Origin of the sequence: Limimaricola variabilis (assembly GCF_034371605.1) — a bacterium.
Classification (GTDB): domain Bacteria; phylum Pseudomonadota; class Alphaproteobacteria; order Rhodobacterales; family Rhodobacteraceae; genus Limimaricola; species Limimaricola variabilis.
In genome coordinates this window covers 1,955,393-1,975,796 of the sequence record NZ_CP139691.1, presented here as the reverse complement: position 1 = coordinate 1,975,796, position 20,404 = coordinate 1,955,393, and the positions used below count along the sequence as shown (strand labels likewise).

At 68.0% G+C, this 20,404-nt stretch carries 29 protein-coding genes; 9 read left to right on the top strand and 20 right to left on the bottom strand.

Annotation, left to right across the window (positions count from 1 at the left end; all coding sequences use genetic code 11):
• Positions 1–20: 20 nt before the first annotated feature.
• Both T8T21_RS09845 and T8T21_RS09840 read right to left on the bottom strand, forming a co-directional pair.
• Positions 21–503 carry a GNAT family N-acetyltransferase gene (locus T8T21_RS09845; RefSeq protein WP_322335456.1) on the bottom strand — a complete coding sequence of 161 codons (483 nt, stop codon included), beginning with the start codon at positions 501–503 and terminating at the stop codon, positions 21–23.
• A 17-nt stretch (positions 504–520) separates the two neighbouring features.
• Positions 521–1,330 carry a division plane positioning ATPase MipZ gene (locus tag T8T21_RS09840; RefSeq protein ID WP_183473293.1) on the bottom strand — a complete coding sequence of 270 codons (810 nt, stop codon included), beginning with the start codon at positions 1,328–1,330 and terminating at the stop codon, positions 521–523.
• A gap of 372 nt (positions 1,331–1,702) precedes the next feature.
• Between T8T21_RS09840 and T8T21_RS09835 the strand changes: the two genes are divergently transcribed.
• Complete coding sequence (locus T8T21_RS09835) at positions 1,703–2,974, top strand: DEAD/DEAH box helicase (RefSeq protein WP_322337481.1); 1,272 nt, start codon at positions 1,703–1,705, stop codon at positions 2,972–2,974.
• Positions 2,975–3,032: 58 nt separating this feature from the next.
• Here T8T21_RS09835 and T8T21_RS09830 read toward each other — a convergent pair whose 3' ends face one another.
• The 11 genes from T8T21_RS09830 to ffh all read right to left on the bottom strand — a co-directional run bounded on the left by T8T21_RS09830 (position 3,033) and on the right by ffh (position 9,581).
• Positions 3,033–3,575 (bottom strand): hypothetical protein, encoded by a 543-nt coding sequence (locus tag T8T21_RS09830; protein WP_183473299.1) that lies wholly within the window; start codon positions 3,573–3,575, stop codon positions 3,033–3,035.
• Between the two features lie 247 nt (positions 3,576–3,822).
• Positions 3,823–4,044 carry a 50S ribosomal protein L31 gene (gene rpmE / locus T8T21_RS09825; protein WP_183473302.1) on the bottom strand — a complete coding sequence of 74 codons (222 nt, stop codon included), beginning with the start codon at positions 4,042–4,044 and terminating at the stop codon, positions 3,823–3,825.
• A gap of 11 nt (positions 4,045–4,055) precedes the next feature.
• On the bottom strand, positions 4,056–4,448 hold the full coding sequence (rplS, locus tag T8T21_RS09820; RefSeq protein ID WP_183473305.1) for a 50S ribosomal protein L19: 393 nt from the start codon (positions 4,446–4,448) through the stop codon (positions 4,056–4,058).
• Positions 4,449–4,499: 51 nt separating this feature from the next.
• The gene (gene trmD / locus T8T21_RS09815) at positions 4,500–5,330 is read right to left on the bottom strand and encodes a tRNA (guanosine(37)-N1)-methyltransferase TrmD (protein ID WP_322335455.1); all 831 of its coding nucleotides are present in this window, start codon (positions 5,328–5,330) and stop codon (positions 4,500–4,502) included.
• A 75-nt stretch (positions 5,331–5,405) separates the two neighbouring features.
• Positions 5,406–5,570, bottom strand: coding sequence for a DUF1328 family protein (locus T8T21_RS09810; RefSeq protein ID WP_183473311.1), 165 nt, complete (start codon positions 5,568–5,570; stop codon positions 5,406–5,408).
• 83 nt (positions 5,571–5,653) lie between these two features.
• The gene (gene rimM / locus T8T21_RS09805) at positions 5,654–6,163 is read right to left on the bottom strand and encodes a ribosome maturation factor RimM (protein WP_183473314.1); all 510 of its coding nucleotides are present in this window, start codon (positions 6,161–6,163) and stop codon (positions 5,654–5,656) included.
• Positions 6,164–6,221: 58 nt separating this feature from the next.
• Positions 6,222–6,872 (bottom strand): 5,6-dimethylbenzimidazole synthase, encoded by a 651-nt coding sequence (gene bluB / locus T8T21_RS09800; RefSeq protein ID WP_322335454.1) that lies wholly within the window; start codon positions 6,870–6,872, stop codon positions 6,222–6,224.
• Positions 6,872–7,234, bottom strand: a complete 363-nt coding sequence (rpsP, locus tag T8T21_RS09795; RefSeq protein ID WP_183473331.1) for a 30S ribosomal protein S16 — start codon at positions 7,232–7,234, stop codon at positions 6,872–6,874. Before rpsP ends, bluB begins: the two co-directional genes overlap by 1 nt.
• Before the next feature lie 39 nt (positions 7,235–7,273).
• The gene (locus T8T21_RS09790) at positions 7,274–7,570 is read right to left on the bottom strand and encodes a chorismate mutase (RefSeq protein WP_183473334.1); all 297 of its coding nucleotides are present in this window, start codon (positions 7,568–7,570) and stop codon (positions 7,274–7,276) included.
• Complete coding sequence (locus T8T21_RS09785) at positions 7,567–8,088, bottom strand: GNAT family N-acetyltransferase (RefSeq protein ID WP_322335453.1); 522 nt, start codon at positions 8,086–8,088, stop codon at positions 7,567–7,569. Before T8T21_RS09785 ends, T8T21_RS09790 begins: the two co-directional genes overlap by 4 nt.
• The gene (ffh, locus tag T8T21_RS09780; protein WP_183473341.1) at positions 8,085–9,581 is read right to left on the bottom strand and encodes a signal recognition particle protein; all 1,497 of its coding nucleotides are present in this window, start codon (positions 9,579–9,581) and stop codon (positions 8,085–8,087) included. Before ffh ends, T8T21_RS09785 begins: the two co-directional genes overlap by 4 nt.
• 235 nt (positions 9,582–9,816) lie before the next feature.
• Between ffh and T8T21_RS09775 the strand changes: the two genes are divergently transcribed.
• On the top strand, positions 9,817–10,692 hold the full coding sequence (locus T8T21_RS09775; RefSeq protein ID WP_183473344.1) for a LysR family transcriptional regulator: 876 nt from the start codon (positions 9,817–9,819) through the stop codon (positions 10,690–10,692).
• A gap of 139 nt (positions 10,693–10,831) precedes the next feature.
• Here the strand turns inward: T8T21_RS09775 and T8T21_RS09770 are convergent, their stop codons facing one another.
• A complete protein-coding gene (locus T8T21_RS09770) occupies positions 10,832–11,191 on the bottom strand; it encodes an ArsR/SmtB family transcription factor (protein ID WP_322335452.1) in 360 nt (119 codons plus the stop codon).
• Between the two features lie 215 nt (positions 11,192–11,406).
• Between T8T21_RS09770 and T8T21_RS09765 the strand changes: the two genes are divergently transcribed.
• The 5 genes from T8T21_RS09765 (at position 11,407) to T8T21_RS09745 (ending at position 14,023) form a co-directional block, all read left to right on the top strand.
• Positions 11,407–11,742 carry an AtpZ/AtpI family protein gene (locus T8T21_RS09765; protein WP_183473350.1) on the top strand — a complete coding sequence of 112 codons (336 nt, stop codon included), beginning with the start codon at positions 11,407–11,409 and terminating at the stop codon, positions 11,740–11,742.
• A 4-nt stretch (positions 11,743–11,746) separates the two neighbouring features.
• Positions 11,747–12,523, top strand: a complete 777-nt coding sequence (locus T8T21_RS09760; RefSeq protein WP_183473353.1) for a F0F1 ATP synthase subunit A — start codon at positions 11,747–11,749, stop codon at positions 12,521–12,523.
• A gap of 67 nt (positions 12,524–12,590) precedes the next feature.
• A complete protein-coding gene (locus T8T21_RS09755) occupies positions 12,591–12,827 on the top strand; it encodes a F0F1 ATP synthase subunit C (RefSeq protein WP_183473356.1) in 237 nt (78 codons plus the stop codon).
• 81 nt (positions 12,828–12,908) lie between these two features.
• Positions 12,909–13,466, top strand: coding sequence for a F0F1 ATP synthase subunit B' (locus T8T21_RS09750; protein ID WP_407660031.1), 558 nt, complete (start codon positions 12,909–12,911; stop codon positions 13,464–13,466).
• On the top strand, positions 13,463–14,023 hold the full coding sequence (locus tag T8T21_RS09745) for a F0F1 ATP synthase subunit B (protein WP_322335451.1): 561 nt from the start codon (positions 13,463–13,465) through the stop codon (positions 14,021–14,023). The genes T8T21_RS09750 and T8T21_RS09745 overlap by 4 nt, the downstream gene beginning before the upstream one ends.
• Positions 14,024–14,109: 86 nt before the next feature.
• On the opposite strand, the gene T8T21_RS09740 is transcribed toward T8T21_RS09745, so the two are convergent.
• The 4 genes from T8T21_RS09740 to T8T21_RS09725 form a co-directional block, all read right to left on the bottom strand.
• On the bottom strand, positions 14,110–14,364 hold the full coding sequence (locus T8T21_RS09740) for a hypothetical protein (RefSeq protein WP_322335450.1): 255 nt from the start codon (positions 14,362–14,364) through the stop codon (positions 14,110–14,112).
• Positions 14,365–14,424: 60 nt separating this feature from the next.
• A complete protein-coding gene (locus T8T21_RS09735) occupies positions 14,425–15,198 on the bottom strand; it encodes a FadR/GntR family transcriptional regulator (protein ID WP_183473366.1) in 774 nt (257 codons plus the stop codon).
• Positions 15,199–15,310: 112 nt separating this feature from the next.
• Complete coding sequence (locus T8T21_RS09730; RefSeq protein WP_183473369.1) at positions 15,311–15,970, bottom strand: OmpA family protein; 660 nt, start codon at positions 15,968–15,970, stop codon at positions 15,311–15,313.
• A 153-nt stretch (positions 15,971–16,123) separates the two neighbouring features.
• Positions 16,124–16,954 (bottom strand): bifunctional helix-turn-helix domain-containing protein/methylated-DNA--[protein]-cysteine S-methyltransferase, encoded by an 831-nt coding sequence (locus T8T21_RS09725; RefSeq protein ID WP_322335449.1) that lies wholly within the window; start codon positions 16,952–16,954, stop codon positions 16,124–16,126.
• A gap of 118 nt (positions 16,955–17,072) precedes the next feature.
• Between T8T21_RS09725 and nth the strand changes: the two genes are divergently transcribed.
• A complete protein-coding gene (gene nth / locus T8T21_RS09720; protein WP_322335448.1) occupies positions 17,073–17,717 on the top strand; it encodes an endonuclease III in 645 nt (214 codons plus the stop codon).
• Positions 17,714–18,697: an adenosine kinase gene (locus T8T21_RS09715; protein ID WP_322335447.1), complete on the top strand. Its 984-nt coding sequence runs from the start codon at positions 17,714–17,716 to the stop codon at positions 18,695–18,697. Before nth ends, T8T21_RS09715 begins: the two co-directional genes overlap by 4 nt.
• Positions 18,698–18,711: 14 nt before the next feature.
• Here the strand turns inward: T8T21_RS09715 and T8T21_RS09710 are convergent, their stop codons facing one another.
• Positions 18,712–19,437, bottom strand: a complete 726-nt coding sequence (locus T8T21_RS09710; protein WP_322335446.1) for a phosphatase PAP2 family protein — start codon at positions 19,435–19,437, stop codon at positions 18,712–18,714.
• Between the two features lie 41 nt (positions 19,438–19,478).
• Positions 19,479–20,297, bottom strand: a complete 819-nt coding sequence (locus T8T21_RS09705; RefSeq protein ID WP_322335445.1) for a sulfotransferase family protein — start codon at positions 20,295–20,297, stop codon at positions 19,479–19,481.
• Between the last annotated feature and the right edge of the window lie 107 nt (positions 20,298–20,404).

Below are 20,404 nucleotides of genomic sequence, written 5' to 3'. Positions count from 1 at the left end.
GGGCGCTTCGGCGCCCTCTTTCACGTCAGGTCGAAACGCTTGCGGATGCGGTCGACCGGAGTGCCGTCCGAGAGCGGCACGGCGCGAAGCCGGTCCCAGTCCTCGAAGCCTATGGCGGTGTAATAGGCGAGCCCGGCGGAATTGTCGGCCCGGATCGTGGCGTCGATCGCGACGATGCCAGCCGCCCGTGCCGCCGCGCGCGTGGCGGCGAACATCCTGCCGCCGATGCCCCGGCCCTCCATCCCGGGCGCCACGAAGCTCGCGATCACCGCCCAGCCATCGGGGAGCGGATCGTCCGGGTCGCCTGCGCGTACGAGACTCTGGAATCCCCTGACGCGGCCCTCGACCTCGGCGACGACGCAGCTCACCAGCATCGGCGGCGCGAGGTAGTGATGCAGCATCCGCTCCGCGTCGAAGGGGCGGCGATGCGCGGTGCTGCCGCCGGCGGCGATCAGCGGGTTGAGAACGGCGCACATCGCCTCGGCGTCGCCGGGCGCGGCCAAGCGGATCAGGGGCGTGCTCAGAACTCCACCTCGACACCCGGCAGGTCCAGCGCCCGCATCAGGTCGCGCAGTTCCTGCCGCGCCGCAACGTTGGAGATGTTGAGCTGGCTGACCCCGACATCGCGAAGATCCAGAAGCGTCAGACCGCGCGGAAACAGCTCGCGAAAGATCACCCGCTCGTTGAAGCCGGGCGCCGAGCGAAAGCCGATCCGCTCCGACAGGCGCTTGATCGCGCTCTCCATGCGCTGCTTGTTGACCATCTGCTGCGCGCCGAGCCGGTTCCTGAGCACCACCCAATCGATCGGATCGAGCCCGGCCTGCGCCCTGAGCTGTCGGGCGCTCCAGACCATTTCCGAATAGACCGACGGGCCGAGGATCGTTTCGCCGTCATTGTCGATCTTGGCCAGCAGGTCGAAGTCGACGAAGCTGTCATTGAGCGGCGTGACCAGCGTGTCGGCCAGCGAATGCGCGACCTGGCTGAGCCGGGTGTGGCTGCCGGGGCAGTCGATCAGGATGAAATCGCTGTCATCCTCGAGCTGCGCCACCGCCGCCGACAGCCGGTGATCTGAGAGGTTCTCGCCAGGCTGCAGCGTCGCGGCGTCGATCTCCGGCAGCTCGACATGGGCGGGGGAGGGCAGGTCGAGCCCGGCGCGCTGGCAGTAGCGGCGGCGGTTCTCGATGTAGCGGCCCAGCGATTTCTGGCGCAGGTCGAGATCGAGCGTGCCGATCTTGTGGCCCATCCGCGCCAGCGCCGTGGCGACATGCATGGCGACGGTTGATTTGCCCGCGCCGCCCTTCTCGTTGCCCACGACGATGATATGCGCCATGTGTCCCGTCCCCTCCGGCCACGAGGGGCCGTATCCGCACTGCTTTCGGGGTAGGGGATGGCGGAGAGCCGCGCAAGTGTCGGGGCGGATCTGCGGGCCTGCCCATTGACTTGTGCGGCTTTCGGGTCCATCTGCCAGTCCAAGACCGAAGCGCTTGGCCCGCGTGAGCAGCCGCGCCGCCCCCGCAGGATCTGCGCTGGCGCCCGCACCGCTTCGGATCTCAGGTTCCCATTTCACGCAAGGGGCCGCGTCCTGTCGGCGCGTGGGCATTCGGCCCCGCGTGAGTACAAGGGCGCAACCCGACCGTCGACCCGCATGCCGCGGGTCTGCGCCCATGCCGCGGTGCGTTTCGCGCTGCTTACAAGGATGCACATGGATTTCGACATGCTGGGGCTCGCGCCTCGTCTCGTTTCCGCCCTCGCCGAGCAGGGCATCACCGACCCGACCCCGATCCAGACCCAGGCGATCCCGCACGCCATGAACGGCCGCGACGTGATGGGTCTCGCCCAGACCGGCACCGGCAAGACCGCGGCCTTCGGCCTGCCGATGATCGACCGGCTGATCAAGTCGGGCGGCAAGCCCGCGCCGAAATCGGCCCGCGCCCTGGTGCTGGCGCCGACCCGCGAGCTGGCCAAGCAGATCGCCGACAACCTCGAGGCCTATACCCGTGGCAGCCACCTCAAGACCGTGTTGGTCGTGGGCGGCGCCGGGATCAATGGCCAGATCAAGCGCATGGAAGGCGGCACCAGCCTGCTGGTCGCCACGCCGGGCCGTCTGATCGACCTTCTCGACCGCCGCGCCGTGAACCTGAGCCAGACCGAGTTCCTGGTGCTCGACGAGGCCGACCAGATGCTCGACATGGGCTTCATCCACGCGCTGCGCCGGATCGCGCCGCTGCTGCCGAAAGAGCGGCAGACCATGCTGTTCTCGGCCACCATGCCCAAGCAGATGGAAGAGCTGGCGCAGGCCTATCTGACCGATGCCGTGCGCGTGCAGGTCAACCCGCCGGGCAAGGCCGCCGACAAGATCGACCAGTCGATCCATTTCGTCGCCAAAGCTGCCAAGACCGAGGTTCTGGTCGAGCTGCTGGACCAGCATCGTGACGAGCTCGCGCTGGTCTTCGGCCGCACCAAGCACGGCATGGAGAAGCTGTCGAAGCAGCTCGCCGCCGCCGGCTTCGCTGCCGCCGCGATCCATGGCAACAAGAGCCAGGGCCAGCGCGAGCGGGCGATCCGCGACTTCCGCGAGGGCCGGGTCCGGGTGCTGGTCGCCACCGACGTCGCCGCGCGCGGCATCGACATCCCGGGCGTGCGCCACGTCTATAACTACGAGCTGCCGAACGTGGCCGAGAACTACGTCCACCGGATCGGCCGCACCGCACGCGCCGGGGCCGATGGTCGCGCCGTGGCGCTCTGCGCGCCCGACGAGATGGGCGAGCTCAAGGATATCGAAAAGGCGATGAAGGCCGCGATCCCGGTGGCATCCGGCACTCGCTGGGACCCGGTCGAGCCCGAGAAGAAGCCGCGCCGCGGTGGCGGGGGCGGCGGACGCCGCTTCGGCGGTGGTGCGCCCAAGCCGGAAGGCGTGGGGGCCAAGCCGGGCCGCCCAAACCGGCGGCGCAGGCCCGCGCGCAAGGCCGCCTGAAACGACGAACGCCGCCCCTCGGGGCGGCGTTCGCGTATCTGGAATAGGCGGTCGCCGTTCAGAGATCGAGATCGACATATTCCCGGGGCTGCGTCGCGCCGAGCAGCCGGGCCCGCAGCGCCACGCATTGATCGGCGGTGACGATGTCGAAGCCGCCCGAAGCCGCCCGCGCCCGATGCTTGCTGGCCAGCGCGCCGCCCGGGCGCGCCGCCTGTGCCGCGCCGAAGGCGGCGGCGATGCCCGACCAGGGATCGGTGCGGGTCAGCTCGTCCCATTGAGCCACCAGCGCCCGGCCACGGCCCTCGGCCAGCGCCTTGGACACCAGCTGCGCGTTGGGGGCCAGCGCCCAGACTTCGCGCATGGGCGCGTCGCGGCGGGCGCTCGCGTCATGAAAAGTGCTGTAGGCGGTAGCGTCGGGATCGCGCATCGCGCGCGGCCGGGCGGCGGCCTTGTGCATGCCGTAGGCCGTGCGGCCCATCGTGGCTTTTTCGTGGCGGCCGCGAGGCTCCACGGGCGGTACCTTGCCCAGAATACGCATCATCTCGTGATGATCGATCAGGTGGGCTTTGTCGCCGAAGGCCTGGGCGCCGGAATGTTGCATCGAAAAGCCTCCGAAATGACACATTTGCCATGGTGTAGCAGGGCTTAACGCTGTGCGACACAATTGGATGCTTATTGTTGCCCGGAAAACGCCATATTCGGGGGGCGTTTCGCCATTGTTCTGCCAAAAGGCCTATTGCGAGGGCGAATGAGGCAAATTGCGCGCCCGAACCTCGCCGCATTTGCGCCACAAACGCAAAACGCCGCCCCGAAGGGCGGCGTCGCACGATTCGCGCAGGGCGCGAGAATCAGAAGCCGAGACCGGCGTACTTGTTCTTGAACTTCGACACGCGGCCGCCGGCGTCCATCAGACGCGAGGTGCCACCGGTCCAGGCGGGGTGCACCGACGGATCGATGTCGAGCGCGAGCTGGTCGCCCTCTTTGCCCCAGGTCGACTTCATCTGGACGACGGTGCCGTCGGTCATCTTGACGTCGATGATGTGGTAGTCGGGATGGATATCCGCTTTCATCTCGGCGCTCCTCAGGCCTGGGCCGCGGCCGTGTCGGCCTTGGGCTTGTAGTTGCTGACTTCGGCGATACGGGCCGATTTGCCGCGACGCGAACGCAGGTAGTAGAGCTTCGCGCGGCGCACGCGGCCACGACGCACCACCTCGATCGAGTCGATGTTGGTCGAGTAGAGCGGGAAGACGCGCTCGACGCCCTCGCCGAACGAAATCTTGCGCACGGTGAACGAGCCAGCGATGCCCGAGCCGTTCTTGCGGCTGATGCAGACGCCTTCGTACATCTGCACGCGGGTGCGGGTGCCCTCGGTCACCTTGTAGCCGACGCGCACGGTGTCACCGGCCTTGAAGTCGGGAATGGTCTTTCCCAGCGAAGCGATCTGCTCCGCTTCGAGCTGTGCGATCAGGTCCATGCCTGTCACTCCTTGATTGCTCGCGGTTATCCCGCGACGTTGCTCGCAACCTCAGAGCTCTCGGTCTTCATCCGGGTCCGTGCCGCGCTGTGCGCAATACGCCCGCCAGAGATCAGGTCGCCGTTCTTTCGTCAGCCTCTCGGCCATCTCCCGGCGCCAGTCGGTGATCTTCGCGTGATGCCCCGAGAGAAGAACCTCGGGTATCGCGCGACCCTTCCAGAGCGCGGGCTTGGTATATTGCGGGTGTTCGAGGAGACCATGGGAGAAGGATTCCTCCTCCGTGGACGCCTGATTCCCCAGCACGCGCGGTATAAGGCGCACGGTGGCATCGATCAAGGCCTGCGCGGCGATCTCTCCGCCGGTCAGGACGAAATCCCCAAGCGAGACCTCAAGGATGCCATGCTCCTCGATCACCCGCTCGTCCACCCCCTCGAAGCGGCCGCACAGCAGGATCACCCCGTCGGCCTGGCTCAGTTCGCGCGCCAGCGCCTGATCGAAGCGGCGGCCGCGCGGGGAGAGATAGATGACCGGGGTGACGCCCTTGGCCCGCGATTTCGCGTCCTCGATCGCCCGGCCGACGATGTCGGGGCGCAGCACCATGCCGGCGCCGCCGCCGGCGGGGGTATCGTCGACGTTGCGGTGCTTGCCCTCGCCATAGGGGCGCAGGTCGATCGGCTGCAGCTGCCACAGCCCGTCCTTCAGCGCCTTGCCGGTCAGGCTTTCGCCCAGCACCCCGGGGAAGGCCTGCGGGAACAGGGTGATGACCTGCGCGGTCCAGGCCCCGGCGAGGTCAGGATGATCGGTCATCAACTCGCGCGGACGGGCCGAGGGGCGGGCGCTGAGCCGGCCGGCGGCGCGGGAGGGGGGAGGGGTGTCGCTCATGGCGACGGGTCCTAGCGCAAAGCGGGCCGCCGGGAAAGAACCGGCGGCCCGAATCGCGTCGTCATGCGCGCGGGATCAGGTCGCGAGACCGATCACCCCGAACAGCACCAGCAGGAACAGCACCAGCGCGATGATGGCGAGCCATTTGGCGCCGGTGAGCGCGGCGCCGGAGATACGCCCCATGCCGAGCAGGCCGGCGACGGCGGCGATGGCGAGAAGGATGAGAATCCATTCGATCATGGTCGAGCCTTTCCGTTGTCGGGCGGAAAAACTCCGCCGCTTCAACGGCTCAACACGACGACCCGGGCGCGGTTCCGCCCCGCTCAGCCGGGAAAGAGCCCCTCTGGCGGGTCGGCCACGATGCGCCCCGCGCCGAGGTCGACGGTCGGCACGGCGGCTAGCGTGAAGGGCAGCAGAACCGTCGCTCCGCCATCGGGCGGCAGCAGCTCCAGCAGGTCGCCGGCGCCGTGATTGAGCACGGCGCGCACCGTGCCCAGCAGCGCGCCGCCGGTGTCGTGCACCGGCAGGCCGATCAGGTCGGCATGGTAGTACTCGTCATCCGGCAGGGCCGGCAGCCGGTCGCGCGGGGCGAACAGGTCGGCGCCCTTGAGCGCGTCGGCCTCCTCCTTGGTGGTGATGCCGTCGAGCCGCGCGGTATAGGCGCCGGTGGCCTGACCGGTGATCACCACCTGCCGGAATTCGCGGCCTTCCTTCGTGAGCAGCGGCACGTAATCGGCGATGGCCTCGGGGTCGGCGCAAAAGCTCTTGAGCCGCACCTCGCCGCGCACCCCGAAAGCGCCCGCAAGTCGCCCGACGCAGATCAGATCGCCCATATCCTGTCCTCCAAGCCTTTGCCCCGTTGGAACACCGCCGCGCGCCCGAGCGCAAGGCTCAGCGCGTCTCGACGGGCAGGTGACCGCGCCGCGTTTCCCAGCCCTCGGCCTCAAGCTCGGGCACCCGGTCGAGCGTCTGGGCATAGCCGACGCAAAGATAGCCGACCAGCGACCAGGCTGGGGACACCTCGAGGTCGCGCGACAGCCGCGCGGGGTCGAGGATCGACACCCAGCCGGTGCCTAGCCCCTCGGCGCGCGCGGTGAGCCAGAACTGGGTGATCGCCGCGACCACCGAGTAGCGGCGCATCTCAGGCATGGTCGCGGCGCCGAGATTGTGGCCCTTGTCGGTGGCGTCGTCGCAATACACGGCAAGCTGCACCGGCGCGTCGCGCATCCCCGACAGCTTGAGCCGGGCGTAGAGCGTGGCGCGGTCGCGGCTTTGGTCCTCAAGCGCGGCGGCGTTGGCCTCTTCGAAATTGGCGAGCGCCGCGGCGCGGGCCTGTGCGCTTTCGACCCGGATCACCCGCCACGGTTCCGACAGCCCCACGGAAGGCGCAGTCAGAAACGAATCGAGGCAGCGCGTCAGCGCTGCCTCGTCCACCGGATCGGTGCGGAACCGGCGCACATCGCGCCGCCGGTCCATCAGCCGGGCCAGCTCGGCCCGGAACTCCGGCGAAAACGCGCCGGTGCGTTCCGGGCCGGGGGCCATCACTCGGCGCTCTCGTCGGCCGGGGCGGCTTCGCGCGCGGCCTTTTTCTCGGCGCGCTCCTTGGCGGCCTTGCCCGGCTCGCCTTTCTTGGGGTTGGAGCGGGTCTTCTTCTCGGTGACGCCAGCGGCCTCGAGCATGCGCGCGACGCGGTCGGTCGGCTGGGCGCCCTTGGCGATCCACTCCTGAATGCGCTCGATGTCCATCTTCACGCGGTCTTCGCTGTCCTTCGGGAGCAGCGGGTTGTAGGTGCCGAGCTTCTCGAGGAAGCGGCCGTCACGCGGCATGCGCGAGTCGGTGGCGACGATCGAGTAGTGGGGGCGCTTCTTGGAACCGCCGCGGGCGAGCCGGATCTTCATGGCCATTGGGAGAACTCCTTTGAATGGCAGTCGAGACGGAAGGTCTCAGGATTGATGTTTCTCGTGGTGCTTGATGACTTCCTGGATGATGAAGGCCAGGAATTTCTTGGCGAATTCGGGGTCGAGATCGGCCTCCTTCGCAAGATCGGTGAGCCGGGCGATCTGCGCTTCTTCGCGGATCGGGTCGGCGGGGGGCAGGTCGTGCTCGGCCTTGAGCCGGCCGACCGCCTGGGTGTGCTTGAACCGCTCGCCCAGCGTGTAGACGAGGATCGCGTCGAGCCGGTCGATGCTTTCGCGGTGCTCCTTGAGAAGCTGCGCGGCGCGGCTGGCGGCATCGGTCATGAGCGGGCCCCCTTGGTGAGATCGTGGCGCCAGATCTCGACGGCGGTGCCGTCGGGGTCGGCGCGGAATTCGCGATGCGTGTTCTCGGCACCGAGGCGGCGCGCGACCGACTGGCTGGCGGTGTTGGCCGGGTCGATCATCGAAGCCAGCTCGCGCATGCCGAGCCGGTCGCGAGCGAAGTCGAGCACCGCCTGCCCGGCCTCGGTGGCGTAGCCCTTGCCCTCGGCCTCCTCGTAGAGGTGATAGGCCAGCTCGGGCATCGGCCAGGGCTCCGGGCCCCAGAGGCCGACCAGGCCCACCGGCGCGCCGGTCTCGCGCTCGACCGCGGCCCACATGCCGTAGCCGAGGATCTGCCAGTGGCCCAGATGCAGGGCGATCACCCGCCACGCCTTGTGCCGGGGCGCGGGGCCGCCGACGAAGCTCGACCGCTCGGAGGCGAGGAATTCGCGCTCGGCCGGCAGATGCGCGAGCGAGGGCGGCACCAGGTGCAGCCGGTCGGTGGCGAGCGACGGGATCATTTCTTCTTGCCGAAGCCGGACAGGCCCGAGGGCAGGCCCATGCCGCCGCCCATGCCGGGCAGCTTGCCCATGCCCGGCGGCAGCTGCTTGCCGAGCATCTTGGCGGCCTTTTCCATCGCGGCGGGGTCGTTCATGTCGGGCATCTCGCCGCCCTTGCCGAACATGCCCTTCATGGCCTGTTTCAGCATGCCGCCCTTGCCCATCTTCTTCATGACATCGGCCATCTGCTTCTGCTGCTTGAGCAGCTTGTTCAGCTCCGACACCTCCAGCCCGGCACCCTTGGCGATGCGCTTCTTGCGGCTGGCCTGAAGGATGTCGGGATTGGCCCGCTCCTTCTTGGTCATCGAGTTGATCAGCGCGATCTGACGCTTGAGCATGGTGTCGTCGAAGCCGGCCGACTGCGCCTGCTTGGCCATCTTGCCCATGCCGGGCAGCATGCCCATCAGGCTCTCCATGCCGCCCATCTTAAGCATCTGCTCGAGCTGCATCTTCAGGTCGTTCATGTTGAAACGGCCCTTCTGGAACCGCTTCATCATCCGCTCGGCCTGCTCGGCCTCGATGGTCTGCTGGGCCTTCTCCACGAGGGCGACGATGTCGCCCATGCCAAGGATCCGGCCCGCGATGCGCTCGGCCTCGAAGGTCTCGATCGCGTCCATCTTCTCGCCGAGACCGACGAAGCGGATCGGCTTGCCGGTGACCTTGCGCATCGACAGCGCGGCACCGCCGCGACCGTCGCCGTCCATCCGGGTCAGAACGACGCCCGAGACGCCGATCTTGTCGTCGAACTCGGTCGCAACGTTGACCGCGTCCTGGCCGGTGAGGCCGTCGACCACGAGCAGGGTCTCGCGCGGGGAGACGGCGTCGCGCACCGCCGCCGCCTGGGCGATCAGCTCCTGATCGATATGCAGCCGACCGGCCGTGTCGAGCATGTAAACGTCGTAGCCGCCCAAGCTGGCCTGTGTCTTGGCGCGCTTGGCAATGGCCACCGGGTCCTCGCCCTTGACGATCGGCAGCGTGTCGACGCCGATCTGGCGGCCGAGGATCTCGAGCTGCTCCATCGCGGCGGGGCGGTTCACGTCGAGCGATGCCATCAGCACCCGCTTGCCCTCGCGCTCGGTGAGACGCTTGGCGAGCTTGGCGGTGGTGGTGGTCTTGCCCGAGCCCTGCAGACCGACCATCAGGATCGGCGCGGGCGGGTTGTCGATCTTGAGCTTGCCGGGATCGCTGTCGCCCGTGAGCACCGAGACCAGCTCGTCATGCACGATCTTGACGACCTGCTGGCCCGGGGTGATCGACTTCGTGACGGCCTGGCCGGCGGCCTTCTCCTGCACCGCGGCGACGAAATCGCGCGCGACCGGGAGAGAGACGTCGGCCTCCAGCAGCGCCACGCGCACCTCGCGCAGCGCGGTCTTCACGTCCTCGTCGGACAGCGCGCCTTGCTTGGTGAGCCTGTCGAAGACGCCGGAGAGGCGGTCTGAGAGCGATTCGAACATGGCGGTCCTTTCCGACCGTTGCGTCTGGACCGGACCACAATGCGGAACGGCGCCCGTGGGCGCAACGCGCTGACGGACGGCGATCCCCGCAACGGGCCGGGGACCGGAAAGCCAAAGCTTCCGGGTTTGGGGAGCGCAACTAAGCCGGATCGGCCGCGCGGTCAAGAGCCTGGCACGGCTTGGAGCCGGGGGCGATGCGGCCTAGAAGGAGAGGCCCCGCTCGCAGGAGATCCGAATGGACAATTGGGACGAGATCCGCACCGCATACCACGTCGCCCGCCTCGGCACGGTCTCCGGCGCGGCCGAGGTGCTGGGCGTGCACCACGCCACGGTGATCCGGCATGTCGACGCGCTCGAGACGCGGCTCGGGGTGAAGCTGTTCCAGCGCCATCCGCGTGGCTACACCGCCACCGAGGCGGGGCGCGACCTGCTGCAGGTCGCGCAGACCACCGACGATCAGTTCGCCCAGCTGGTCAGCCGGCTGCGGGGGCAGGGCGACGGGGTCGAGGGCGAGTTGGCGGTGACCACGCTCGACACGCTGGCCGACCTGGTGATGCCGCTGCTGATCGACTTCCAAGCGGATTACCCGGCGGTGATGGTGCGGCTGCTGACCGGCACACGGCTGTTCCGCCTCGAATATGGCGAGGCGCATATCGCGATCCGCGCCGGCGCGGCACCGGATCAGCCCGACAACGTGGTGCAGCCCCTGATGCGGCTGCAGGTGGCGCTGGTAGCAGCGCGCAGTTATATCGCCCGGCACGGGCTGCCCGAAGAGGTGTCGGACCTCCCTAATCATCGCTTCGTCTGCGCTGACGATCTCGACAGTCGGGCGCCGTTCTACCGCTGGCTGCGCCAGACCGTGCCGACCGACCGGATCACCTTCCGCGCCCATGGCGAGCGCAACCAGCGTGACGCGGTACTGGCGGGAGCAGGGCTGGGCTTCGTGCCGCTGCACGAGGCGCAGGCGCGCGACGACCTGACCGTGGTGCACGGGCCGCTTCCCGAATGGGAGGTGCCGATCTGGGTGGTCACCCATGTCGACCTGCACCGCACACCCAAGGTTCAGGCCTTCCTGAAAGCGCTGAAGACACAGGCGAAAGACTGGAGCTGAGCCTGAGGAACGATTTCGTGAGCGCAGCGTTGGCCCGGCAGATTCATCCCAAAGGGGCAAACATGCGCAACATCATCTACATCATCGGTCTCGTCGTCGTGGTCATCGCGGTCCTGTCGCTGATCGGCCTGGTCTGAACTCAGCCCTCCGCCGTCGGACCTTCGGGTACGGCTGCGGAGGTGCCCAGTTCCCGTTCGAGAAAACGCTCGAAGGCATCGAGATCGATGCCCTCCATCTGCCCGAAGCCCTGCATCCAGACCGAGGCTTCGCGCAGCCCGTCGGGCTCCAGCTGGCACCACGTGACCCGGCCCCGCCGGTCGCGTGAGATCAGCCCTGCCTCGGCCAGCACCCCCAGATGCTTGGAAATCGCCGCCAGCGACATATCGAAGGGCGCGGCGACGTCGGTGACCGCCATGTCATCCTCGAGCAGCAGCGCGAGGATCGCGCGCCGGGTCGGGTCGGCAAGGGCGGAAAACACCAGATCTAGCGAGGCGGCCATGCCGCGACCTGACCTTGCGCCGGGCGAAACGTCAACCGCGCGGTTGAATATGCCGAAGGGCGTCCCAAAGGTTGCAGGCGTCCTGCAGAACCGCCGTCTATCTCGAAATTTCCTGTTATAACAATGGTCAAGCCGATCTGGTGCGGCGGAATCCCCGCGCTTGACCAATCCGCCCCCGCAATATAGCACCCTGCTCGACCGATGAGGGGGCCGCAGTGTCCGACAGCCACGACGACGACCACGCTGCGCGAATGCGTGCGCTCGAGGAGCGTCTGGCCCGGCACCGCGATCAGGCGGAGCCGCCCCGTCATCAGGAGAGCCATTACAGCCAGGCGCAGGTCGCATGGCGGATGGTGATCGAGCTTGTGGCCGGTCTGGGGATCGGCTTCGGGGTCGGGTACGGCTTGGATACCCTGTTCGGGACCATGCCGATATTCCTGATCCCCTTCATATTCTTCGGCCTCGCGGCAGGTGTGAAAACCATGTTGCGCACGGCCAAGGAGCTGCAGGTTAAACAGCAGGCCGAACAGGCTGGCGACGACGAGGGCTGAGAGAATGGCGACAGAAACGGTGGCTTTGGTCGAGGGTGAAGAGCCGGGCGGCCTGGTGTTCCATCCTTTCGACCAGTTCGAGGTCAAGCCGCTGTTCGGCGAGATCGGCGATCCGGTCTCGTGGTACACCATCACCAACGTCACCTTCTGGATGGCGCTCTCGGTGCTCTGCGTGATCGGGCTTCTGGTGCTCGGCACCCGCGGCCGCGCCGTCATCCCCTCGCGGATGCAGTCGGCGGCCGAGCTGGTCTACGGCTTCGTCTACAAGATGGTCGAGGACGTCACCGGCAAGGAAGGCCTCAAGTACTTCCCCTGGATCATGACGCTGTTCCTGTTCATCCTGTTCTCGAACTATCTCGGCCTGCTGCCGATGGCCTTCACCACCACCTCGCACATCGCGGTGACGGCGGTGCTGGCGCTCGGCGTGTTCCTCGGCGTGACGATCCTCGGCTTCGTCAAGAACGGCATGGCCTTCCTCGGCCTGTTCTGGATGAAGGATGCGCCGCTCTTCCTGCGCCCGATCATCGCGATCATCGAGGTGATCTCGTACTTCGTGCGCCCCGTCAGCCACTCCATCCGTCTCGCCGGCAACCTCGTCGCCGGTCACGCGATGATCAAGGTGTTCGCGGGCTTTGCCGCCATCGCCGCCCTTTCGCCGCTCTCGATCGTCGCGATCACCGCGATCTACGGGCTCGAAGTGCTGGTGGCCGGCATCCAGGCCTACGTGTTCACCATCCTCACCTGCATCTACCTCAAGGACGCGCTGCACCCGTCGCACTGACGGCAGCACGCCCCGGGGTCGGTTCACCCTTCACCAAACACGCAATTCCAAATCAGGAGATACCCCAATGGAAGGCGATATCGCTCTCTTCGGTCAGTTCATCGGCGCCGGCCTCGCGGCCATCGGCTCGGGCCTCGCGGCCATCGGCGTGGGCTCGGTCGCGGCGAACTACCTGGGCGGCGCGCTGCGCAACCCGTCGGCCGCTGCCTCGCAGACCGCCACGCTGTTCATCGGCCTGGCCTTCGCGGAAGCCCTCGGGATCTTCTCGTTCCTGGTCGCGCTGCTGCTGATGTTCGCGGTCTGATCCGGACCTCGATCTCCTGACCGGCGGCGCGGGGCGCGAAACCCCGCGCCGCCATTTCCTTAGGGCTCGACGGAGGACGCCGTGGCGACCGAACCCATTCCCGCCGAAGACGCATTGGCGGTGCACGGAGCCGAAGCCGCTGGGCCGGGCATGCCCCAGCTCGACGTCTCCAGCTTCCCGAACCAGATCTTCTGGCTCATTGTCACGCTCGGCGTGATCTATTTCGTCCTGTCCCGCTTCGCCCTGCCGCGCATCGGCGCGGTGTTGGCCGAGCGCGCAGGCACGATCACCAACGACATCGCCGCCGCCGAAGAGCTGCGGCACCGCGCCCGCGAGGCCGAGACCGCCTATGACAAGGCGCTCGCCGACGCGCGCGCCGAAGCCAACCGGATCGTCGCCGAGACCAAGGCCCAGATTCAGGCCGATCTCGACGCCGAGATGGAGAAGGCCGACGCTCAGATCTCCGCGAAGACCGCCGAGAGCCAGAAGGCGATCGACGAGATTCGCGAAAGCTCGGCGCGCAACGTGAGCGAAGTGGCTCGCGACGTCGCGCGCGAGATCGTCGCCGCGTTCGGTGCCGAGGCCGATGCGGCCAAGGTCGACGCCGCGGTCGACGCCAAGCTGGGAGAGCGCGCATGAAACTGCTTCTTGCAACGCTGGCCCTGAGCCTGGCCGCCGCTCCGGCGATGGCCGCGACGGGACCGTTCTTCTCGCTCGGCAACACCGACTTCATCGTGCTGCTGGCGTTCCTGCTGTTCGTCGGCGTGCTGCTCTACTTCCGCGTCCCGCGCGAAGTGGGCAAGATGCTCGACAAGCGGGCCGACGGCATCCGTGCCGAGCTCGACGAGGCACGTGGCCTACGCGAAGAAGCGCAGTCGCTGCTGGCCTCCTATGAGCGCAAGCAGAAGGACGTGCAGGTCCAAGCCGAGCGCATCGTCTCGAATGCGCGTGACGAGGCCAACCGTTCGGCCGAGCAGGCCAAGCTGGACATCGAGAAATCGATCCAGCGTCGTCTGACCGCCGCCGAGGAGCAGATCCAGTCGGCTCAGGACAAGGCCGTCAAGGACGTCCGCGACCAGGCCGTCGCCGTGGCCATCGCCGCGGCCCGCCAGGTCATCGCCGAGCAGATGACGCCGCAGCGCGGTGATAACCTGATCGACGAGTCGATCAAGACCGTGGGTGCCAAGCTGCACTGAGGCCATGCCTCGACGCGAAATCGAAAGGCCCGGGGCGCGCGATGCGACCCGGGCCTTTCGCTTTTTCGTGCCTCAGCCGCCGCTGATCAGCGCAGCGAACTGACCGGCCCGTCGAGCGCCTCGCTCGGCAGTGCGCCGTTCAGCAGTGCCAGCATGTCGATCGAAGGGGTGGTCCCCGTCTCCTCCGCCGCCGCGATCTCGGGCGCGGCAGGGGTCGGGTTGACCGAAGTGCCGGCGTCGGCGGTGGCGTCATGCGACCGGCCACCGCAGCCTCCGGGCCCGGCGAGGGCGGCGGAGGCCGCCAGCATTGCGGCCATCGTCGTCAGGAGCAGTCGTGTCATCGCGCATCCTCCTGTGGTGCGATGCGTGATGCTAGCACGAAATGCCGGGCCAGTCGCGCCTCAGCGCCCGGTCTCGCGACTCAGGCGGCGCTTCGCCACCTCCTCGTTGCGATCGGCCTGTCGCTGGTCCGACAGAGCGCCCTGCACGTAGTCGAGATGCGACGCCACCGCCGCGCGGGCGGCTTCGGGATCGCGGGCCTGCAGCGCGTCGTTGATGGCCCGGTGCTGCTCGAGCACCGAGGCTCGGGTGGTGCGCTGGCGGAACATGACCTGCCGATTGTAGAAGACGCCCTCGCGCAGCAGGTCGTAGATCGAGCGCATCATGTGCAGCATCACGACGTTATGGCTGGCCTCGACGATGGCGAGGTGAAACTCGGCGTCGAGCGCGGCCTCTCCCTCGGCATCGGCGGTAGGCTTGGCCTGGGCCGCCTCCATCCGGGCGAAGACGGCATCGATCACCGCGAGATCGCTGTCGGAGCCGAGCCGGGCTGCGCGTTCGGCGGCGAGCCCTTCGATGTCGCGGCGAAAGGCCACCATGTCCGACACCGCCTCTTCATGGGTGGCGAAGAGCCGGACCAGCGCCGGCGAAAAGGCCGAACCGATGACGTTGGAGATATAGACGCCGGCCCCGGCGCGGGTCTCGACCAGCTTGCGGGTCTGCAGCTCGGCCAGCGCCTCGCGCAGGCTGGGCCGGGACACGCCGAGCCGCTCGGCGAGCTCGCGTTCGGGCGGCAGGCGGTCACCGGGGCGGAGGATGCCGCGCAGCACCAGCTCCTCGATCTGGCGTACGACGCCATGAGAAAGCTTTTCCGGCTGGATCGGTTTGAACGGCATGGTTGGCCTCCCGTGATTGGTCATTTTATATGACCACACGCGAAGGCGCTCAACTCCTAACGAAAGAGGGGCCGCCCATCGGGCGGCCCCTCCAAACCATCGATCAGCCTTATCAGCTGTTCGGGGTGATGATGATCTCGACCCGGCGGTTCTTGGCGCGGCCCTCGGGGGTGAGGTTCGAGGCGATCGGCTGGTCCTCGCCACGGCCGATGGCGCGCACGCGGGCGGGCGACACGCCGGCCGAGGTGAGCACGTTGGCCACCGAACGGGCGCGGGCTTCGGAGAGCGACTGGTTGTAGGACGCGGCGCCGGTGTTGTCGGCATGGCCGACCACGTTGACGGTGGTGTTGGGGTAGTTGTTGAGCGAGCCGGCGATGGCGCGCAGGTCATTGGTCATCGACCCGGTCAGCTGGGCGCTGTCGGTGGCGAAGAGGATGTCCTGCGGCAGGGTCACGACCAGCTGCTCGCCGGTGTTGACGATGCCAACATTCGAGCCGAGCTGGTTGCGCAGCTCAGCTTCCTGGCGATCGAGGAGCACGCCGGTGCCGGCACCCGCGGCGCCGCCCAGGGCCGCGCCCACGGCCGCGCGGCGGAGCCGTTCGTCCTTGTCGTCGGCGGTCAGCGCGCCGACGGCGGCGCCGAGGCCCGCACCAACGATCGCGCCGCGGCGGGTGTTGGCATTCGGATCGGGGTTGTTCGGGGTCACCGGCTGGCAGGCGGCCACGGCCAGGGCCGAAACGGTGACGAGCGCGAGGGGAAGCTTGGTGATCATTTGTCTTTCCAATTTCTTGCGAGGCGCAAGGCGCGACATGTGCACGCCTGTCCCGGTGGAATAGAGGCCGCTTACGGCTGCTATGCAATAACGACGCTTTGATAGGCAGGTTCCGCCTTGTTCGGGAACCGATCGGGCTGTGGCCGATCTGCCTCAGGCCTCGGCCCGCGCCGCCTCCCAAGCCAGCATCGCCCGCTTGACCGGAAGCCCCCAGTGATAGCCGCCGAGCTCGCCGGATTTCCGCAGCGCCCGATGGCAGGGGATCAGCCAGCTCACCGGGTTGCGGCCGACCGCGCTTGCCGCTGCCCGGACCGCGCGCGGCGCGCCGATGCGGGCGGCGATGTCGCTGTATGTGGTGACATGGCCGGTGGGCACCTCGAGCAGCGCCTGCCAGACCTTGATCGCGAAGGGCGCGCCGATCAGCGCGACCCGCGCCTCGCCGCGCCCCAAGAAGGCAGCCTCGACCCACGGTGCCAGCGCCGCCGCGTCCGGGTGGAATTCGGCGGCGGGCCAGCGGGCCCGCAGATCATTGAAGGTCGCCTCGATCCCGGTTTCGGCAGCAAAGCCCAAACCGCACAGCCCGCGATCGGTGCCCATTGCCACCGCCGGGCCGAAGGGGCTGTCGAAGACGCCGTGCCGGATTACCAGCCCCGCGCCCCTCGCGCCGTAATCGCCGGGGCTCATCGCCTCCCATCGCAGGAACAGGTCGTGCAGGCGCCCCGTGCCCGACAGTCCCACCGCCTGCGCCGTCTCGAGCGTCGAGCAGCGTTCGCGCAGCAGCGCCTTGGCATGGCCGAGCGCGAGATATTGTTGGTAGCGCTTGGGGGATACCCCGACCCAGGCCGAGAAGACGCGCTGGAAATGCGCGGGCGACATCTCCATCCGCGCCGCGAGGTCGTCCAGCGCGAGCGGCGCCGTTGCGGCGTCGATCTCGTCGAGGGCGCGGCGCATGACGCCGTAGTGATAGGCTTGGCTCTGTTCCATGCACCGAGAATAGGCGGCGCGGCGGCGCCGCGCGACCCGGAAGCTGCGCATAGCGGCGCGGGGCCAGGCGCGGGCCGCCGGTCTTGTCGGCGCGAGCGCGGGCGGGCATAGAAGCGCGATGACCCGCCAGCTCGACTATCACGAGATCGACGAGATCTTCACCCGACTGCACGCGGCCGAGCCCGAGCCGAAGGGCGAACTCGACCATATCAACGCCTACACGCTGCTGGTCGCCGTGGCGCTCTCGGCGCAGGCCACGGATGCCGGCGTCAACAGGGCGACGAAGAAGCTGTTCGAGATCGTCGACACGCCGCAGAAGATGCTGGCGCTTGGCGAAGAGGGGCTGATCGAGCACATCAAGACGATCGGCCTTTTTCGCAACAAGGCGAAGAACGTGATCCGCATGAGCGAGATCCTGGTCGAGCGCTTCGGCGGGGAGGTGCCTTCCTCGCGCGCCGCGCTCGTCTCGTTGCCGGGTGTCGGGCGCAAGACGGCGAATGTCGTGCTCAACATGTGGTGGAAGCACCCCGCGCAGGCGGTGGACACCCACATCTTCCGGGTCTGCAACCGCACCGGCATCGCGCCGGGCAAGGATGTGGACGCCGTCGAGCGCGGCATCGAGGACCACATTCCCGCGCGCTGGCAGGGCCACGCGCATCACTGGCTGATCCTGCACGGGCGCTACATCTGCGTGGCGCGCAAGCCCAAATGCCCGGCCTGTCCGATCCGCGATCTGTGCCTCTACGAGGAAAAAACCCTATGAGCACCCCCACCATTCTCGGAATCGGCAACGCCATCGTCGACGTGTTCGCGCAGGCCGATGACAGTTTCCTCGACCTGATGGGCATCGAGAAGGGCATCATGCAGCTGGTCGAGCGCGAGCGCGGTGAGACGCTCTACGGCGCAATGGAAGACCGCCGTCAGGCGCCCGGCGGTTCGGTCGCCAACACGATCGCGGGTCTGGGCATCCTCGGGCTCGACACGGCCTTCATCGGGCGGGTGCGCGACGACGCATTGGGCCGGTTCTATGCCGAGAGCATGGAAGCGGGCGGCACGCGTTTTGCCAACCCACCGGTGGAAGGGGGCGAGCTGCCGACCTCGCGCTCGATGATCTTCGTGAGCCCCGATGGCGAGCGGTCGATGAACACCTATCTCGGCATCTCGGCCGAGCTTGGTCCCGACGACGTCGCCGACGAGGTGGCGGGGCAGGCGGGGATCCTGTTCCTCGAGGGCTATCTCTACGACAAGCCCAAGGGCAAGCAGGCCTTCGAGCGCGCCGCCGGACTGACCCAGAAGGGCGGCGGCATGGCCGGGATCGCGCTGTCGGACCCGTTCTGCGCCGACCGTCACCGTGCCGATTTCCAGCGTCTGGTGCGCGATCTCGACTTCGTCATCGGCAACGAGCACGAATGGGAAAGCCTCTATGAATGCCGCCTCGACGAGGCGCTGACGCGGGCCGCAGCCGATGGCAAGCTCGTGATCTGCACCCGTTCGGGTGCGGACGTGGTGCTGATCCGGGGCGAGGAGCGGGTGGTCGTGCCGGTGCGCAAGGTGACGCCGGTCGATGCCACCGGGGCGGGCGATCTCTTCGCCGCCGGCTTCCTCTACGGCCTCGCCACCGGGCGGGATCTCGAGACGGCGGGCCGCATGGGCTGCGTTGCCGCCGCCGAGGTGATCTCGCATTTCGGGGCGCGGCCCGAGGCCGATCTCAAGGAGCTCTTCGCGCAGGCAGGCCTGCTCTAAGCCCCGGGCTTGCTCTAGTCCTTGGCGTCCTCGGCCGGCTCGATCTGGCCACGGCGCTGCATCCACTGCGCCACCAGCAGGCACAGCACGGCCCAGCCGGCACCGGCGGTCCAGCCGGCGATCACGTCGGTGGGCCAGTGCACGCCCAGATAGACCCGGCTCGCGCCGACCAGCCCGGTCAGCAGGATCGCGCAGGTCATGATGTAGACCTTGATCACCCGGCGCGGCTCCAGCCGGGACAGCATCACCGCGAGGGTGAGATAGGTCACCGCCGAGAGCATGGTGTGGCCCGAGGGAAAGCTCGCCGTGTAGACGTAGGAGCCATGCGGCACGAGGTCGGGGCGGGCGCGCTCGAACAGCATCTTGGCGGTGCGGCTGAGCGCCGTGCCGCTGCCGATCGCGATCAGCAGGAACCACATGGTTCGGGTGTGGCGCGACAGCGCGAGGTAGCCCGCCACGCCCAGCGTCAGCAGCGTGAGCCAGGCGACGCCGCCCAGCGCGGTCATGTCGCGCGCCATCTCCTCCACCCAAGGCGAGCCGATGGGATCGCTCAGATCTCCGGGCGTGCGCAGCGCCAGGAGGATGGTCTCGTCGAAGGCGGCGGTGTCGCCCTCGACCACCTCACCGGCGAGCAGGAAGAAGCCCAGCGCCGCGAGGGAGACGAGGAACAGCAGCACCATCCACAACTCGGGACGGCGGCGCAGGCGGGCGGGAATGTCGGCTCCGGTGGGATCGGTCATATCGGGGCTCCAACGGGGCAGGGGCGGCAGGGTTCCGGCGCTCAGGCGCCGAGCTTGGCATGCACGGCGTCGAGATCGATCTCGCGCAGGGGCGCGCGCCGGGAAGGATCGTCGATATCATAGCCGAAGAGTTCGAAATCCCGGCCATAGACCTCGCGGACGAGATGCAGCGAGAGGTCGTCGAAATACGCCTCGATCGGATGGGCGCGCTTGGGTCCGTGGCCCTCGCTTTCGTTGAAGCGGGGCATCGCGGCGAGATCGACCGGGTGGCGCAGCGGCGCGCGTTCCAGCACCTGTGCCATGCCTGCGTCGAAATCCTCGACATGCAGGATCATGTCATAGCGCCCGCCGCCCTTGATCAGGGTCGAGACATGGCCCGACATCGCCGACCAGTGGATGTCCGGGTCCATCGGCTTGCCGAAGCGGATGGTGTCGCGGACGAAGAGCAGGAAGCGGCGGAAGCTGCGGATCTGGTCGAACTCGAAGCCGGTCTCCGGGTCGCCGACCTCGACCCCGTATTTCTGAATCAGCATCGGCACGAGGTTGCCGCGATAGCGGCGGCCGTTGCGCTGGATGCCGCAGATCTTGTCGAAGAACGAGGACAGGATGCGCCCGTAGGGGTTGCGCACGCAGGTGAAGACGAGGCTTCGATGCACGGTGACGTTGGCCTCGATCGGGCCGCGACTATGCTCGAGCCCCCATTTGTGCAGCCCGTCCTGCGCGTCGTGGATGTCGCCGTCGAAGAACCGGCCGTGATCCGAGCGGTACATGATCTGGCCGATGGTCGAGCAGGCGCATTTGGGCACCACGCGGTAGACCATGCTCTCGCTCTCGGTCATCCAGGTGCCTGGAAACCCCATGCCGTCCTCCCGCTTCCTGCCGCGCGCGGGCCACAAGCACTGGCGAAATGGCCCCGGCCCTGTTTATGCGGCCGCTTCGCGGGCTATCAAGGCGCAAACCACATGAC

What these genes read in the sequence shown, in the direction of transcription:
- T8T21_RS09785 (WP_322335453.1), bottom strand. Translation starts at nt 8,088, where the DNA reads ATGATCCCGTCGCTCGCCACCGACCGGCTGCACCTGGTGCCGCCCTCG.
- T8T21_RS09770 (WP_322335452.1), bottom strand. Translation starts at nt 11,191, where the DNA reads ATGGCCGCCTCGCTAGATCTGGTGTTTTCCGCCCTTGCCGACCCGACC.
- T8T21_RS09790 (WP_183473334.1), bottom strand. Translation starts at nt 7,570, where the DNA reads ATGACCGATGCCGCCAGCCGCGCCGCGCAGCTTCTCAAGGAGCACCGC.
- T8T21_RS09810 (WP_183473311.1), bottom strand. Translation starts at nt 5,570, where the DNA reads ATGATCGAATGGATTCTCATCCTTCTCGCCATCGCCGCCGTCGCCGGC.
- rpsP (WP_183473331.1), bottom strand. Translation starts at nt 7,234, where the DNA reads ATGGCCATGAAGATCCGGCTCGCCCGCGGCGGTTCCAAGAAGCGCCCC.
- T8T21_RS09730 (WP_183473369.1), bottom strand. Translation starts at nt 15,970, where the DNA reads ATGATCACCAAGCTTCCCCTCGCGCTCGTCACCGTTTCGGCCCTGGCC.
- bluB (WP_322335454.1), bottom strand. Translation starts at nt 6,872, where the DNA reads ATGGCCCCCGGCCCGGAACGCACCGGCGCGTTTTCGCCGGAGTTCCGG.
- nth (WP_322335448.1), top strand. Translation starts at nt 17,073, where the DNA reads ATGACCCGCCAGCTCGACTATCACGAGATCGACGAGATCTTCACCCGA.
- T8T21_RS09835 (WP_322337481.1), top strand. Translation starts at nt 1,703, where the DNA reads ATGGATTTCGACATGCTGGGGCTCGCGCCTCGTCTCGTTTCCGCCCTC.
- T8T21_RS09840 (WP_183473293.1), bottom strand. Translation starts at nt 1,330, where the DNA reads ATGGCGCATATCATCGTCGTGGGCAACGAGAAGGGCGGCGCGGGCAAA.
- rimM (WP_183473314.1), bottom strand. Translation starts at nt 6,163, where the DNA reads ATGGGCGATCTGATCTGCGTCGGGCGACTTGCGGGCGCTTTCGGGGTG.
- T8T21_RS09705 (WP_322335445.1), bottom strand. Translation starts at nt 20,297, where the DNA reads ATGGGGTTTCCAGGCACCTGGATGACCGAGAGCGAGAGCATGGTCTAC.
- T8T21_RS09760 (WP_183473353.1), top strand. Translation starts at nt 11,747, where the DNA reads ATGGCGACAGAAACGGTGGCTTTGGTCGAGGGTGAAGAGCCGGGCGGC.
- ffh (WP_183473341.1), bottom strand. Translation starts at nt 9,581, where the DNA reads ATGTTCGAATCGCTCTCAGACCGCCTCTCCGGCGTCTTCGACAGGCTC.
- rpmE (WP_183473302.1), bottom strand. Translation starts at nt 4,044, where the DNA reads ATGAAAGCGGATATCCATCCCGACTACCACATCATCGACGTCAAGATG.
- T8T21_RS09755 (WP_183473356.1), top strand. Translation starts at nt 12,591, where the DNA reads ATGGAAGGCGATATCGCTCTCTTCGGTCAGTTCATCGGCGCCGGCCTC.
- trmD (WP_322335455.1), bottom strand. Translation starts at nt 5,330, where the DNA reads ATGAGCGACACCCCTCCCCCCTCCCGCGCCGCCGGCCGGCTCAGCGCC.
- T8T21_RS09710 (WP_322335446.1), bottom strand. Translation starts at nt 19,437, where the DNA reads ATGACCGATCCCACCGGAGCCGACATTCCCGCCCGCCTGCGCCGCCGT.
- rplS (WP_183473305.1), bottom strand. Translation starts at nt 4,448, where the DNA reads ATGGACCTGATCGCACAGCTCGAAGCGGAGCAGATCGCTTCGCTGGGA.
- T8T21_RS09715 (WP_322335447.1), top strand. Translation starts at nt 17,714, where the DNA reads ATGAGCACCCCCACCATTCTCGGAATCGGCAACGCCATCGTCGACGTG.
- T8T21_RS09830 (WP_183473299.1), bottom strand. Translation starts at nt 3,575, where the DNA reads ATGCAACATTCCGGCGCCCAGGCCTTCGGCGACAAAGCCCACCTGATC.
- T8T21_RS09735 (WP_183473366.1), bottom strand. Translation starts at nt 15,198, where the DNA reads ATGCCGTTCAAACCGATCCAGCCGGAAAAGCTTTCTCATGGCGTCGTA.
- T8T21_RS09745 (WP_322335451.1), top strand. Translation starts at nt 13,463, where the DNA reads ATGAAACTGCTTCTTGCAACGCTGGCCCTGAGCCTGGCCGCCGCTCCG.
- T8T21_RS09725 (WP_322335449.1), bottom strand. Translation starts at nt 16,954, where the DNA reads ATGGAACAGAGCCAAGCCTATCACTACGGCGTCATGCGCCGCGCCCTC.
- T8T21_RS09740 (WP_322335450.1), bottom strand. Translation starts at nt 14,364, where the DNA reads ATGACACGACTGCTCCTGACGACGATGGCCGCAATGCTGGCGGCCTCC.
- T8T21_RS09775 (WP_183473344.1), top strand. Translation starts at nt 9,817, where the DNA reads ATGGACAATTGGGACGAGATCCGCACCGCATACCACGTCGCCCGCCTC.